Raw genomic sequence first — 15,611 nt, 5'->3', positions numbered from 1 at the left:
ATTTAAATCAAAGGGCTTTAGATATATTGGGATATACAATTGATGAAATAAAAAATAATAACCCCATTGACTTATTTTATGAAGAAAAAGATAGATACAAAATAAACGATATCTTACAAAGACGCTTTAGTGGAGAGAAATTTTCTTCAAATCATAGCGAAATAAAAATGATAAAAAAAGACAAAAGTATTATTTATGTAAATTTATCTGCAAATACTATTAAATACAAAAATGAGTATGTAGCTTTTGGTACGCTTGTAGATATTACCGATCAGAAATTAATCGAAAAACTGTATTTTGTATTAAAAGAAATAAATAAACTAATTACATTTGTAAACGATGAAGCAGAGTTATTTGAAAGCGTTTGCAGAATTTTGGTTGAAAAGCTGGATTTTGAGCTTGCAAGTGTTGGTTGTATAAATAAAAAGAAAGATTTTATAATAAAGTATTTAAATGCTAAAAATGAATCAATTTTAGAAGATTTTAAGGCTTTAAAAATATCGGCCAATCAAAACCTGCCATACGGCACGGGAACTGTGGCAAAAGCTATACAAACAGGTAAAATTGCGTTAGTAGCAAATGTCAATTCAGATGAATCAATGTACTATTGGATTGATTACTTTAAAAAACATGATATCTTATCTGCCTGTGCTATACCTATAATGTTTAATCAAAGTATTGAGTATGTATTACTATTACATTCAAAAATTATTAATCAATTCAATGAAAAATATTTAGATATATTGGAAGAAATAAAATCTGATATAAGTTTTGCGCTCCAGAAAATAAGGGATCAACAATACAAAACCATCCTGGATAAGGCTATATGGTCTTCTTCAGAATGGGTGTTAATTACTTTTGCTGATGGCACAATTGAGTACGCAAACAAAGCGGTAAGTGATATTTCCGGATACGATCTACAAGAATTAATCAATAAAAAACCTTCTATTTTTAAATCTGGATATCATAGCGATAAGTTTTATAAAAATATGTGGGATAGTTTGCTTAATGGAAAAAATTGTACATGTACTTTTGTAAATAAAAATAAAAAGGGTGAATTATTTTATCTTAATTCATTGATTATACCTGTTAAAGTTAATGGTAAAGTAAGCCGATTTGTTGATCTTTCAAGAGACGTAACAAAAGAAATAAGGCACCTTCAAACAATAGAAAATTTGTCAAATATATACGCTACTTTATCTGAAATCAATCAATTGCTTGTGTATGAAAAAAAAGAAGAAGCAATATTTAATAAAATAACCGAAATCTTAGTCAAGTTTGCAAAATTTAAAATTGCGTATGTAGCATTAACTGATGAAAACAACAATTTTTATATAGGTGCCTCAAGCTTAGAGAACCCAATATATCAGATTTTTTTAGATTTTGTATCTGAACAGTTCAATATTTTGAAAACTCAAGATAATGATAAATTTAATCTACATAGATTTCCCTTTTTCAAATCCGTTAAAAATAAACGTGTTTACATAATAAATGATGCAAATACAAAAGATTTGCGACCCTTTAATACTGAAGCTGCAAAAATTGGTATGCGCTCATGCTGTTCTATACCTATTATTAAAAAAAATAAATCAATTGGTGCCATTGTAGCTTTATCTGACAAAGCAAACTATTTTAACAAAAATATATACGAATTATTAAAGGAAATTACACTGGATATAAACTATGCGCTTGACAATATAGAAACTCAACGATGGCGCGATATTGTAATGCTTGCAATAGATAGAAATGAAAATTTAATTGGTGTTATGGATAAAAATTTCAGACTCATATATGTAAATGAAGCTGTTGAAAAAATTACGGGTTTTACAAAAGATGAGGTTATTGGAAAAAACCATTCTATTTTTAGTTCAAAAACACACAGCAAGGAATTTACAAGAAATTTTTACAAAACATTAACTTCTGGCAGAATTTTTTCCGATGTTGTAACCTACAAAACAAAAGATGAAAAATTTTTTAGTGCACTTGTTAGTATTGTACCGTTCATAGAAAATAATCAAATACAGTACTATGTGAGTATTGCAAAAGACATATCAAAAGAAAAAACTCTCTATGAAAAGATCAATTATTTAACGCATTTTGATGCTTTAACCAATCTGCCAAAACGTCAGGCTTTTATAGACTACATTGAAAGATTTATAAAGCGTGCAGAAATTGAAAATAAAGTTGGTGCAGTAGCCATTATAAATCCTATTAATTTTGGCAACATCAACAAAGCGTATGGTTTTGAATTTGGCAATGATCTCCTTAAAGCAATTGGTGAGAGATTGGGCAAAATAGTAAGACAAATTGATATAGTTGCAAAGCTTGAATCGGATAAATTTGCGGTTTTACTTAAAGATCTTTCATTTGAAGAAGATAGTTTAGTTTTAATGGTAAACATAATAAAAGTTCTCTGTGATGATTATAATATAAATGGCACTGTAGTAAAACTCTCTTTTAATGCAGGTGTGAGTTTGTACCCAACAGATTCAAGAAGCCCAAAAATACTTTTGGAAAAAGCAGAAATTGCAGTATCGGATGCTAAAGAAAAAGGAGAGGGGGCATTGGGTTTTTACAGACAGGAAGTAGAAGATAGTGCAAAAGAAAAACTCTCACTTAGGTACAATATAACAAAAGCACTTTCTAATAAGGAATTTTTGGTATATTATCAGCCTTATTTTGATACAAAAACAAAAAAATCATAGGGGCAGAATGTTTACTCAGATGGAAAAAAGGCGATAAAATTATACCGCCTTTAGAATTTATACCTTTTTTAGAAGAAACGGGCCTTATTTTGAATGTTGAAGAATGGTTAAAAAATGAAATAGCGCAAAGTATTAGTTTAAGAAAAAATAAAATACCGATATCAATAAATATTTCACCAATAAGTTTTAAACAAAAAAGATTTATAGATGAAATTGTTTCTATAATAAATTTATATTCAATTGAACCTTCTTTGATTGTGATTGAAATGCTTGAGCGCACATTTATAGAAGATTTGCCATATTATAAAGTTTTTTTGAATTCGCTTAAAAGTTACAATATAAAATTAGCTTTGGATGATTTTGGGACAGGTTACTCTTCTTTGTCATATTTGAGTGAGCTACCATTTGATTATATAAAGATAGATATATCTTTTGTAAGAAAGATGCTTTTCGATTCAAAAGCAAAATCTATTGTTGAAACAATTATTTATTTATCACATAATTTAGGTATAAAGACAATAGCAGAAGGTATAGAAAATAAAGAACAACTTGATATGTTAGAAAAATTAGGTTGTGATGCTATGCAGGGATTTTTATTATCAAAACCTATCACTAAGGAAGAATTTGATCGTTTAATAGGAGAATGATGATATGAAAAATGTAAAAACTGAAGCAAAACCATCAGTAAAAATCAAAAGGTGGTGTGAAAACTACCCGGCAGAGCGCCCACCCAGGTTTTTGAGAGCGTTTATGTTATATATTTTAACTCAAGGACCCAGACATGGTTTTAAAATTATAGAAGCACTCCAGGATATGGGTATAAAGTATGAAGATGTGGGTGACTTTGGCTATATTTACAAAACATTAAATGCTATGGAAAAAGATCATCTTATTGTTTCATCTTGCGACATTAACGATAAAGGTAGAGGTAATTACAAAAAAATCTACACGCTAACAGATAAAGGAAAAGCAGAACTCAAACTCTGGATTGTATCTTTAACAAATTTAAAAGAAAGTCTTGAGAGTTTTTTGCATGCATGTAAAAATATACAGGAGAGCTTATGAAAAAGATAGAATTTTTGTTTTTTAGCGGTTGTCCAAATTCTGAGCCTACTTATAACAATTTGCTGGAAGCATTAAAAGAATTAAATTTAAGTATTAATGTTGAAAAAATTGATGTTGAAACACTTGAAAAAGCTAATGAAGTAAATTTTTTGGGATCACCGTCAATATATATTGATGGTGTTGATATTTATACATTGCAAAAACCAAAAGAAGTCAATTATGCCTGCAGGACTTTTGATATAGGTGGCAAGAAATCCGGCGTAATACCAAAAGAATTTATCAAAGATAGACTGAAAAGTTTTATTTAGTTTTAAAGTCTTACGTTAGCTTAAAATTTATTATACTATATTTAAAAAATATTTGCTTGACAATTAACGTTATATAAAATACTATATATCAAAAAGGAGGTGTATGATGAAAAAGTTACTTGCTGTGTTATTTGTTATTTTTTTTGTTCATATGTCTTATGCAAATGAACTAAAAGTTGTGATTGCGCCAAACCTTGACAAAGTAATAAAACCAATCAATGCAGAGTTTGAAAAGTTGAATAAGGGTGTTAAAGTAGTAACCATACCACTTGTATCGGGCGCTGCTTACCAGCAAATTACGAATGGTTATCCTGTGGATATTTTTATGTCAGCTGATGCAAAATACCCACAGGAGCTGGTAAAAAAAGGTTTTGGCGATGATTATTATATATATGCTATCGGTAAACTGGTAATCTGGACAAATAGTAATGTAAAATTGGATAAAGATTGTATAAACACTTGTCTTGATGGAAATATATCGCATATTGCGATTGCAAACCCAAAACTTGCACCTTACGGGAGGGCTTCAATTGAAGCGTTAAAATCTGCAAATATTTATGAGAGGCTAAAGCATAAGATAGTTTTTGCAAATGATGTATCTCAAGCTCAACAGTTTGCTCAAACGCGCAGTGCTCAAATAGCTTTTATACCATTGGCTTTGGTAATTAAATCAAATGTAGGTCATTATTGTGAAGTTGACCAGAGTTTATACAAACCAATAAAACAGGCAATGGTTGTAATAAAATCTTCAAATGAAAAAGAATTGGCTAAAAAGTATCTGGATTTTATTAGATCAAATCAAGCAAAAGAAATATTTAAAGAATTTGGGTATGCTACGCCATAATTTATTTGTTATTTTTGCTTTTTTGTTTTTTTGTAATGTGAGTTTTGCTTCAAAGCTTGTGATTGTGTATACGCCAAGCATGCAAGAACCTATAAAAAAGATTAATTCATTATTTGCAAACCAATATAGAAATATTGAAATAACAGCAATACCTATTATTGCCGGTGCAGCTTTTGAACAAATAAAAAATGGCTATCCTGCAGATATTTTTATATCGGCAGATACAATGTATCCCAAAAAACTTATTGAAGGTGGTTTTGCTTTAGAAAACTCATACTTTGTATATGCAAAAGGTGTGCTTGCCCTATATTCAAACCTTGAAAAGCTAAACAAAAAAGATTGTTTAGAAAACGTAAGCAAATTTCAAGGCTATATTGGCATAATTAACCCAGAGCTTGGTCCATACGGCAAAGCAACAATTCAGGCTTTAAAAAACTCACATATGATAGATACTGTGCAAATAAGGTTTGCACAAGGAAAAGATGCACTTCAAGTGTTACAATTTGCTCAGACAAAAAGTGTATCTATGGCTTTTTTGCCGCTTTCATTGGTAATAAATGAAAAAAGTGGTAATTATTGCATTGTAGATAAGAAATTATACTTGCCAATAAACCAGGCAATGGTTATACTTAGATCATCAAAAAATAAAAATGAAGCATTTAAATATTTGGAGTTTATGAAGTCAAGTCAGGCCAAAGAAATATTAAAGGATTACGGTTTTGAAGCTTAATTTTGGGAGTTTCAATGATTTATTTTTCGTGTGAGGAAATAGACAAACTAATTAGCGATGATTTAGCCTATAGCGATTTAACAACGGATGTTATAGGTATTGATGGTAACTGTAAACTAGAGTTTATTGCAAGGCAGGATCTGGTTGTCTGTGCAAGTGAAGAAGCAAAACGTGTATTGAAAAGGTTTGATTTAAAGGTAGAAACACTTGTGCCTTCCGGGAGTTTTGTCAATAAAGGTCAATTGTTGCTTTCAGCATATGGAAATTTCAAAAATGCACAGAGTTGCTACAGGATTTGTTCCAATTTAATGGAACACGCCAGTGGTTTGGCTACAAAAACAAGAAATTTTGTAGAATTGGCAAAAAGCCAAAATCCAGGTATCAGAGTAGCCACAACAAGAAAAACCTTTCCGTTTGCGAAAAAACTTTCAATCAAAGCAATTTTAAGCGGGGGAGCAAGTGTCCATAGGCTTGGTTTATCAGAAAGTATTTTGATTTTTAAAGAACATATTATGTTTATGGGTGGTTTTGAAAAGTTACTTACCAAAGTAGACGAGATTAAACGCAAAGCTTACGATAAAACGGTGTGTGTTGAGGTTGAAAATCTTGATGAAGCAATTTATTTGGCAAAAGCTGGTATTGAATTTTTACAACTTGATAAATTTGACATAGAAAAAACCAGACAAGCCACAGAAATATTAAGAAAAATTAATAATTCCATAAAAATTGCTGTAGCTGGCGGCATTAACGATAGAAATGTAGTAGAATACGCAAAAACCGGTGTTGATTCTATTGTTACTTCTTGGTTGTATTTTGCGAAACCAGCCGATATTGGAGTAAAGTTTACAAAAATCGGATAATACTCCACTTTGTGCTTGACATATTTTTATTTTTGTATAAAAATAAAATAACTATATGGCAAAATCAAAAAGGAGGTTTTGAGTGCATTCATTAGTTTTTATTAAGCAAGTTCCAGATGCGGCTCAAGTTAGGGTTGATTATGAAACTGGTACATTAATAAGAGAAGGCGTACCAGCTATAATTAACCCGTTTGATACGCATGCTATTGAAGCAGCAGTCCAGATAAAGGACAAATTTGGTGGTAGTGTATCTGTTTTGTGTATGGGCCCTCCTATGGCAGATGAAGCTTTAAAAAAAGCGCTTGCTATGGGTGCAGACAATGTGTTTTTACTAAGCGACAGAGTTTTTGCGGGTTCTGATACATTGGCAACAAGCTATGCACTATGGGCAGGTGCACAAAAGGTTATACAAGAAGTTGGTCCGGTTGATATATTTTGGGCAGGAAAACAGGCAATCGATGGAGATACAGCTCAAACTGGCCCAGGTATAGCAACACGCTTTGATGTTCCTTTGGTTACATATGCAGTTGATATTAAAGAAGTTGACCCACAGGCAAGAAAAATGAAAATAGTGAGATTGCTTGAAGGTGGAACAGAAACCGTTGAAGTTCCAATGCCATGTTTGATAACAACAGAAGAAACTCTTAACCACATAAGGTTTGCTCCATTGCCATACCTTATAAAAGCTGCCAGAACACCTGTGGTTTTACTTAATTCTTCAAACACAACAATAGATGCATCTCAATGCGGTTTGAAAAATTCGCCTACAAAGGTTAAAAAAGCATTTACGCCACCAAAAAGAGAGCGTGGAGAGATGATCGAAGGGAGTTTAGATGAAATTGTGAATACAGTTTATGCTAAAATAGAGCCAATGCTTAAGCAGTTGGGAAAAGTTTAAGGGGTGGATAAATGATTAAGCAAGATATAACACAATATAAAAATGTATGGGTTTTTATAGAACACAATGAAGGCAAGATTGAAAGAGTATCTCTTGAATTGCTTAGTAAAGGTGCAGAACTTGCAAAAGATCTTGGTTGCGAAGTATGTGCATTCACTGTTGGAGATAAGGTTGAGCAATTTGCAAAAGAAGTTGGTGAATATGGTGCAAAAAAGTTTTATATAATCGAAAATTCAGCATTGAAAGAGTACAGAACAGAGCCGTGGAGAGATGCAATAGTATATTTAATTGACAAGTATAAACCGGAAGTTGCTTTAGTGGGAGCCACTACACTTGGTAGAGATCTGGCTGGTACTGTAGCAACAAAATTATCAACAGGTTTAACAGCAGACACTACAGCCTTAGATATTGATCCTTCAACCAAAAACCTTTTAATGACACGACCCACATTTGGTGGTAACCTTATGGCAACAATATTTTGCCCAGATAACAGACCCCAAATGTCAACAGTGCGACCAGGTGTTTTTAAAGCTGTAAAAAATCCTACAAAACCAGAGATAATAAAAGAGAAATACGATATTACAGAAGATAAAATAGTAAAGAAAATTATCGAAAAAGTCCAAACAGGTGAAGAAAAGGTAAATTTGAGTTTTTATGAAGTAATTGTTGCTGGCGGCAAAGGTATGGGCAAAAAAGAAAATTTAAAATTGCTCGAAGATCTGGCAAATGTTCTTGGTGGTACCTGGGCGGTTTCAAGAAAAGTGGTTCAGGCTGGTTGGGCACCACAATCAAGACAGGTAGGACAAACTGGTCAGACTGTACACCCAAAAATTTATATAGCAGCAGGTATTTCTGGTGCTGTGCAGCACGTTGCTGGTATGAAATCCTCAGATATTATAATAGCAATAAATACAGATCCAGAAGCGCCGATATTTGAAGTGGCTACATATGGGATAGTTGGCGATTGTTTACAAGTATTACCAAAAATGACAGAGATGTTTAAACAAAAGTTGGTTAAATAGGGAGTGTAGATATGAGAAAAAAGGATTTTGATGTTGTTATAGTAGGTGCAGGACCAGCTGGATTGGCTGCAGGGTATGTTTTAGCCAAAGCAAAAGTTAATGTAGCAATTATTGAGCGTGGTACATTTCCTGGCTCAAAAAATGTAATGGGTGGAATTTTTTATAGAAAAGCACTTGATGATTTAATGCCAGATTTTTACAAAGAAGCGCCACTTGAAAGGCATATTATAGAACAAAAATTATGGTTAATCTCAGAAGATTCTGTATTTTCTACAGGAATTAGGAGTGAAAAATTTAATAAAGAACCATATAATTGTTTTAGTGTGTTTAGGGCAAAATTTGATAAATGGTTTGCACAAAAAGTCCAGGAAGCAGGTGCTCTAATTATAAATGAAACTGTGGTAAAAGATCCAATAGTTGAAAATGGTAAAGTTGTTGGTGTAAAAACGGATAGACCAGATGGTGACTTATACTGCGATTGTGTAATAGCAGCAGATGGCGTAAATTCATTTTTGGCAAAATCTTTAGGTTTAAGAGAAAAAATTACACCAAATAAAGTTGCAATAGCAGTAAAAGAGATTATTGGATTACCGGAAAACGTAATTAATGACAGGTTTGGTGTGTCAAATGATTCAGAAGGTGTAACAATTGAAATCACAGGTCCATATTTTGAAGGTATGGAATCAATGGCTTTTATATATACAAATAAAAATTCTGTATCCATTGGTGTTGGAACTATAATTGAAGATATAATAGAACACAAAGTAAATCCAAATGATTTGCTTGAAAAATTCAAAACGCATCCTGCTATTGCGCCATTGATAGCTGGTGGAGAAACAAAAGAGTATTTAGCTCACATGATACCAGAAGGTGGCTATTACGCTGTACCAAAGCTTTATACAGATGGATTTATGGTAACAGGCGATGCTGCGATGCTGGTCAACAGTGTTCACAGGGAAGGTTCAAACCTTGCAATTGAATCTGGAAAACTTGCAGCACGCACATATCTGGAAGCAAGAGAAAAAGGCGATTTTAGTGCTAAATCGCTCAGTGCCTATCAAACAAAAATGGAAGAATCATTTGTATTAAAAGACCTTAAGATGTATAGGAACTTACCTCATCTTCTTGAAGAAAAACGATACCTATTAACAAAATATCCACAGTTAATTATAGATTCTATGTATAATATTTATAATGTAGATGGTGTTTCTAAACCGGATAAAATTAAAGCTATTAAAGAAAGATTGAAAAAAGATTTTGGTTACTGGAACTTGGCAAAAGATATGTTTACATTATGGAGGAAATTAGGATGAGAATTGAAGATAAATTATATTTAGTAGGTTATAATGTAGACGAAGAAGGTTCTCATTTAGGTGTAAGTGATCCTGAAGCATGCAAAAAATGTCAGGGTAGGCCCTGTACATATGTGTGTCCAGCCAGTGTTTATACTTATGATGAAGAAGAACAAAAGTTATCTATAAACTATGATGCATGCGTGGAGTGTGGTACTTGCAGGATAGCCTGTGATTATATTACCTGGAGATACCCAAGAGGTGGTTTTGGAGTTGCATATAAATTTGGATAGAATCATATTGACAAACAATTTATTAAGAGTAAATTGTTAATTAGAAATTTTACGTAAGGAGGTTTGATATGTCCTTTTTAAAGGAAAAATTAGCTGAGAAAATCGCTCAGCACAGACCACGCACTACTAGGCTTCTCAAAGAGTTTGGTAATGTAAAAATTGACGAGGTTACTATCTCGCAGGCTATTGGTGGGATGAGAGGTATTAAGTCTTTGGTAACTGATATTTCTTACCTGGACCCAGAAGAAGGAATTAGATTTCGTGGTTACACAATCCCAGAAGTATTAGAAAAATTGCCAAAAGTTCCAGGTGCAGAGATGCCTTATGTTGAAGGTCATTTTTATTTACTGCTAACAGGTGATGTCCCAACAGAAAAAGAAGTTAAAGAAGTAGCAGAAGAGTTCAAAAAAAGAAGAGCTTTGCCTGAGTATGTAAAAGATACTCTAAAAGCTATGCCAAGGGATACTCACCCAATGACCATGTTTGCAGCTGGCATTTTAGCAATGCAAAGAGAGTCAAAATTTGCAGCATACTACAACGCTGGTAAATTTAACAAAAACACAGCGTGGGAACCAATGTTTGAAGATGCAATGGATCTGATGGCAAAGTTACCTTCACTTGGTGCATATATATATAGAATGAAATATAAAAGTGATACACATATACCATCAAACCCTGATCTTGATTTTGGTGGTGATTTTGCAAACATGATGGGTATTGATAAACCATACGATGATGTTGCAAGATTGTATTTTATACTGCACTCAGATCATGAAAGTGGCAATGTTTCGGCTCATACTGCTCACCTTGTGGCATCAGCATTATCTGATGCATACTATGCATATTCTGCTGCTATGTGCGGTCTTGCTGGGCCATTGCATGGTCTTGCAAACCAGGAAGTATTAAAATGGATACAAGAAACTATAGATAAGAAACTAGGTGGAAAGGTTCCAACCAAAGAAGAATTGAAGAAATTCGTAGAAGAAACACTATCAAGCGGTCAGGTAATACCAGGATATGGTCATGCAGTTCTAAGAAAAACAGACCCACGCTATATGGCCCAAAGGGAATTTGCACTTAAGCATATGCCAGATGACCCAATCTTCCAGGTTGTTTCAATGCTTTATGAAGTAGTTCCACCGATTTTGTCTTCACTTGGCAAAGTAAAGGATCCATGGCCAAATGTTGATGCACATTCTGGTTGCATCCAGTGGCATTATGGTGTTGTAGAGTATGATTTCTACACAGTATTGTTTGGTATCGGAAGAGCATTAGGTGTTCTTGCCAACCTTGTCTGGGATAGAGCACTTGGATATGCAATTGAAAGACCAAAATCTGTTACTACAGATATGCTTGAGAAATGGGCAGGAATTAAGTAATTTAAGGTTTAGCGAAAATCTAGCAAGGGAGGGGTTTTAAAAATAAACCTCTCCCTTTTTTTATGGAGGGATGTGTGGATATATTAATTACAGGTGGTGCTGGCTTTATTGGATCAAATTTAGCTCTTGCACTTCAAAAAATGGCTGATAATATATCAGTTGTTGATGATTTTTCAAAAGGTGTTTACAAAAATCTTGAAGGTTTTGAAGGAGATGTTGTAGTTGGTGATATTTCTAGAGAAAATTTTGATTGGGAGCATTATTTAGATTTTGAACCAGACTATATTTTTCATGAGGCTTCAAATACTGATACAACATATCCAGACGATAAAGAGATGCTAAGGAGCAATATTGAAGGTTTTAGAAATGTATTAGAATTAGCTATAAATTCTCAAGCTAAAGTTATTTATGCATCAAGTGCTGGTGTTTATGGAAAGGGTACTATCCCTATGAGTGAAAATTCTCAACGCGACCCAAAAAATGCATATGCGTTTTCAAAGTATATAATGGAAAATATAGCAAGAAAATACACAGAAAATTATGATTTAGAATGTGTGGGTTTGAGATACTTTAATGTTTATGGTCCAAGGGAATCTTTTAAAGGCAAAGCAGCAAGTATGATTTATCAGTTAGCTTTGCAAATGAAAGAAGGCAAAAGACCGCGCATATTTGAATTTGGAGAGCAATTTAGGGACCAGATTTATGTTAAAGATGTGGTTGAGGCAAACTTGCAAGCTATGGAAGCACCATCCGGTGTTTATAATGTAGGCACTGGTAAACCTACAACTTTCAATAAAATTGTGGAAGTTTTAAATAAAGTTTTAAAAACAAACTTAGAACCAGAATATATAAAAAATCCCTACACTCAATTTTATCAGGACCAAACATTGGCTGATATGAATTTATCTGCAAGTAAAATGGGTTTTGTAGCAAAGTACGATATAGAATCTGGTATCGAAGATTACATGAGGTGGCTTGGCTTTGCTTGATATTGAAAAACTTGTAGGCACTTCTTGCAGATTGTGCCCAAGAAACTGCAAGACAAATCGCAATATAGAAACTGGTTTGTGTAAAACAAACAATAGAATTGAAATAGCGAGTTTTAATTTACATTTTGGCGAAGAACCTCCAATTAGCGGAAATTATGGTAGTGGTACTGTGTTTTTTGCAGGTTGCAATATGGCCTGTGTGTTTTGTCAAAATTATCCAATAAGTCAGTTAAAAAGCGCTTATAAAATAATTGATGAATATGCACTTGCTGATATTTTTTTAGAATTGCAAAATAGAAAAGCTCACAATATTAATTTGGTAACACCTTCCCATTTTGTTCATTTGATTTGCAAATCTATTGAAATTGCAAGGCAAAAAGGTTTTAACATACCAGTTTGTTACAATACAAGCTCTTATGATAAAGTGGAAGTTATTGAATATCTAAACGATTATGTTGATATTTATTTAGCTGATTTAAAATATGCAGATGATGAGTTATCTTACAAGTATTCTGGTGTGTCTGATTATTTTAAGGTAGCTACAAGAGCAATTATAAAAATGCAAGAAACAAAAGGTCCTTTAATATTAAAAAACAATTTGGCTGTAAAAGGATTAATTATAAGACATTTAGTTTTGCCAAATAATATCGAAAATTCAAAAAAAGTTTTGGATTGGATTGCAAATAATATAAACAAACCTACAATTTCTTTAATGAGACAGTATTTTCCTGCGTATAAAGCTTTTAATTACACTGAATTATCAAAAAAGCTAAATAATTCTCAGTGGAATTATATACTCGATTATGCCAATAAATTAGATATTGGCGGTTATTTCCAGGTAGCCTGAAATTTATATATAGTTAAATAGACTTAGCTGGTTAATTTTAGCAAAACTTTGCAATAAAGCTTGCATAATTGTAATTTCTCTTTGGTAGTCGCTAATTACTTTTGCATAATTTGCATCCTGAAGGTTTGATAGTGTTTGGGCATTAGATAAAGAAGTATTTTCAATGCGCTTTTGCGCAAGTTGCATACGCTGCTCATAGGCACCAATAACTGAGCGATTTGCATCTACTTGAGATAATGAGTTTTGAATGTTGGTTATTGATTGTTGAAGCATATTTGTAAGTTTAATGGAAAATGAATCACCATCTTTTAATAAAGGTGTTACATTCTGTGAAGCCAAAGTTAAATTTAATCCATCTGGTAGCTTAATTTGTGTGGTATTTAAAAAACTTGTAATAGCATTATTTGAAGTTGCATGTGTCGAATAAGAAACAATTGTATTGTTTTTTGAGTCTAAAACGGTTATTTGAAATATACCACTTGTAACGCCCATTGTGATTTTTCCGATATTTTGGTTTTTTGAGTTTGTAATTGTAATTGTATGTGGAAATGAAATACCACTTGATTCGCCAGATACACTAAATGTCCATGTATCTGAGTTGTTGCCTGTATAGTATCCAGAAACTATTGGTATAAGCGTAGAGCCTGCACTAAAGCCTGTTGCTTTTGAGATTTGATTTACACTTTGCCCAAGTATTGCAGCCTGGGCATTGTCAAATGCATCAAATACATCTATACCACCGCCTTGCTGTATAGTATTAAATACGCCAAAAATATTAGCTGCGCTTTTTATGCTATTACTATTAACAACATTAATTGATAAATTGAGTTTGCTTGTGCCACCTCGTAGGTCTTGTATTACAATTTGACCATGCTGGATAGTTGCAGACACTGTGCCTAAAAATGCGTTTGAGATCCCGTGGCTTATTGAGTTAAATAAACCAAATACCGGAATTGATGAAGTTTTTGTTTGCATTGCAATATTTAAAACACTTGAGCCTATTTTATTATCTGCAATTTGTATTATGCCATGGTTTATGGTAGCTGTAACATTAAATACTCTACCGATACTTGCAAGCATTGCAGAAACTGTGGTGTTAGCAGAAAATGATATTGTTGTGCTCACTCCAGAATGACTTAAACCTCTAATTATGATTGCGCTACCATTTGTAAGTTGGCCAATAGTTGTAGTACTGTTTGCAATTGTACCATCTGGAAGAGTTAAAGTTGTATTATTTTGTAAAATTTCTTGAGTGCTAAGGTGAGTTATGTAATTTAATAGTTGAGATACTGTTGCATTAGCAGATACTAAAAAAGCTGGTCCAGAAACAATATTACCGTTGTGATCTGTGCCTGTTAGCACTATCTTCTGTCCCGTTTGCAAGGCTACATTTGACAAAGCGTTTACAAGATGCAAATCTAAAAGCTTTGTTTGGGCAGTTGCAGGGTCATTTGAAGAGTTGAGTAGCAAGTTGTTTGATTGAAGAGTTTGATGTTGTTGATAAAGCATATCTTTAGCATTAATGGTTACTGGTGTATTTAAACCATCAGAATATGGTATGGCTAGACTGTTGTTATCTCCCATATAGACATTGTTTCCACCTGGAGAATAAGAAAAGGTAAAACCTCCACTTGCGTCTTTTGGTATATAAATTTTTACGCCTCTGCCTGTATTAAACCAACCGCCAGTTTGTAAAAGATTTGAAATTTCTGCAGAATTTGAGAGCTCATCGCCCCCTGAGCTTGATCTATCAATTCCGTCAGAGCTTATTGGTATTAAATTTCCATTACTATCTGTAATTGAGAGTTTTCCTGAAGTAATATTAACTGTATAAGTACCACTTTGAAACTGGTTTAAATCTCCAAAGTTTTTTGAAGTAGTAATCTGAAAAGCATTGTTTGAAGGATTATTTATAATAGCTGCCTGTTGCGTAATATTTTGCACGGGTGCTGTGTTTGTTAAAAAGCCGCTAAATAAATAGCTACCGCCAAACATTGTATTTGCACTGTTTTTTATTTCTGCTTCTACTGCCTGGAGTTGTTGGGCAATAGCAGTATTGCTTGCTATGTCATTTGTAGCATTTGCTGCTTGAACAACCAAAGAACCAGAGTTTTGCAAAAGATTACTGATGTTTTGCGTTGCTGTATCTTGTGCAGAAAGCAAAGAGTTTGCATAGTTTATATTTGATTTATATTGCTCAAAGCGCGATTGTATGTCGTTTATAGTTAAAATTTGCGAAAGTGCTATAGGGTTATCCGATAGATTATTGATGCTTTTGCCTGTTGCCATCTGTGTTTGAGTGTTATAAAGCTGTGTATTTACATTGTTTATATTTGATAAGAAGTTGCCATAGAGCATATCTTGCGTAACTCTCATTTT

At 33.0% G+C, this 15,611-nt stretch carries 15 protein-coding genes; 14 read left to right on the top strand and 1 reads right to left on the bottom strand.

The genetic code is table 11. From position 1 onward, the window contains the following. The 14 genes from Q0C22_RS04490 to Q0C22_RS04425 all read left to right on the top strand — a co-directional run. Window positions 1-2,705, top strand: a 2,705-nt coding sequence (locus Q0C22_RS04490) for a PAS domain S-box protein (RefSeq protein WP_291492184.1), incomplete at its 5' end; no start/stop codon positions are given. Beyond that, window positions 2,699-3,352: an EAL domain-containing protein gene (locus Q0C22_RS04485; RefSeq protein ID WP_367172102.1), complete on the top strand. Its 654-nt coding sequence runs from the start codon at window positions 2,699-2,701 to the stop codon at window positions 3,350-3,352. The genes Q0C22_RS04490 and Q0C22_RS04485, both read left to right, overlap by 7 nt. Before the next feature lie 4 nt (window positions 3,353-3,356). Next, entirely contained in the window at window positions 3,357-3,770 is a 414-nt protein-coding gene (locus Q0C22_RS04480; RefSeq protein WP_291492177.1) for a PadR family transcriptional regulator, read from the top strand. Beyond that, window positions 3,767-4,078 carry a DUF2703 domain-containing protein gene (locus Q0C22_RS04475; RefSeq protein ID WP_291492175.1) on the top strand — a complete coding sequence of 104 codons (312 nt, stop codon included), beginning with the start codon at window positions 3,767-3,769 and terminating at the stop codon, window positions 4,076-4,078. The genes Q0C22_RS04480 and Q0C22_RS04475 overlap by 4 nt, the downstream gene beginning before the upstream one ends. A 106-nt stretch (window positions 4,079-4,184) precedes the next feature. Beyond that, window positions 4,185-4,922, top strand: a complete 738-nt coding sequence (modA, locus tag Q0C22_RS04470) for a molybdate ABC transporter substrate-binding protein (RefSeq protein ID WP_291492173.1) — start codon at window positions 4,185-4,187, stop codon at window positions 4,920-4,922. Further along, complete coding sequence (gene modA / locus Q0C22_RS04465; protein ID WP_367172100.1) at window positions 4,831-5,652, top strand: molybdate ABC transporter substrate-binding protein; 822 nt, start codon at window positions 4,831-4,833, stop codon at window positions 5,650-5,652. Before modA (Q0C22_RS04470) ends, modA (Q0C22_RS04465) begins: the two co-directional genes overlap by 92 nt. 14 nt (window positions 5,653-5,666) lie before the next feature. Beyond that, window positions 5,667-6,512: a ModD protein gene (gene modD, locus Q0C22_RS04460; RefSeq protein ID WP_291492168.1), complete on the top strand. Its 846-nt coding sequence runs from the start codon at window positions 5,667-5,669 to the stop codon at window positions 6,510-6,512. Window positions 6,513-6,594: 82 nt separating this feature from the next. After that, complete coding sequence (locus Q0C22_RS04455; protein ID WP_291492166.1) at window positions 6,595-7,410, top strand: electron transfer flavoprotein subunit beta/FixA family protein; 816 nt, start codon at window positions 6,595-6,597, stop codon at window positions 7,408-7,410. 11 nt (window positions 7,411-7,421) lie between these two features. Continuing rightward, window positions 7,422-8,432 (top strand): electron transfer flavoprotein subunit alpha/FixB family protein, encoded by a 1,011-nt coding sequence (locus tag Q0C22_RS04450; RefSeq protein ID WP_291492164.1) that lies wholly within the window; start codon window positions 7,422-7,424, stop codon window positions 8,430-8,432. A gap of 11 nt (window positions 8,433-8,443) precedes the next feature. After that, complete coding sequence (locus tag Q0C22_RS04445) at window positions 8,444-9,745, top strand: FAD-dependent oxidoreductase (RefSeq protein WP_291492162.1); 1,302 nt, start codon at window positions 8,444-8,446, stop codon at window positions 9,743-9,745. Further along, window positions 9,742-10,017, top strand: a complete 276-nt coding sequence (locus Q0C22_RS04440) for a ferredoxin family protein (RefSeq protein WP_025392642.1) — start codon at window positions 9,742-9,744, stop codon at window positions 10,015-10,017. Before Q0C22_RS04445 ends, Q0C22_RS04440 begins: the two co-directional genes overlap by 4 nt. Before the next feature lie 68 nt (window positions 10,018-10,085). Then, entirely contained in the window at window positions 10,086-11,396 is a 1,311-nt protein-coding gene (locus tag Q0C22_RS04435) for a citrate (Si)-synthase (protein WP_291492159.1), read from the top strand. A gap of 74 nt (window positions 11,397-11,470) precedes the next feature. Further along, a complete protein-coding gene (gene rfaD / locus Q0C22_RS04430; protein WP_291492157.1) occupies window positions 11,471-12,385 on the top strand; it encodes an ADP-glyceromanno-heptose 6-epimerase in 915 nt (304 codons plus the stop codon). Continuing rightward, a complete protein-coding gene (locus Q0C22_RS04425; RefSeq protein WP_291492155.1) occupies window positions 12,378-13,232 on the top strand; it encodes a radical SAM protein in 855 nt (284 codons plus the stop codon). The genes rfaD and Q0C22_RS04425 overlap by 8 nt, the downstream gene beginning before the upstream one ends. A 3-nt stretch (window positions 13,233-13,235) precedes the next feature. On the opposite strand, the gene flgL is transcribed toward Q0C22_RS04425, so the two are convergent. Continuing rightward, entirely contained in the window at window positions 13,236-15,608 is a 2,373-nt protein-coding gene (gene flgL / locus Q0C22_RS04420; protein WP_291492153.1) for a flagellar hook-associated protein FlgL, read from the bottom strand. Window positions 15,609-15,611: the final 3 nt, after the last annotated feature.

Source organism: Desulfurella sp. (assembly GCF_023256235.1).
Classification (GTDB): Bacteria; Campylobacterota_A; Desulfurellia; order Desulfurellales; family Desulfurellaceae; genus Desulfurella.
Note: the sequence above shows the minus strand (reverse complement) of the source record. Positions and strands in the feature narration are given on the sequence as shown.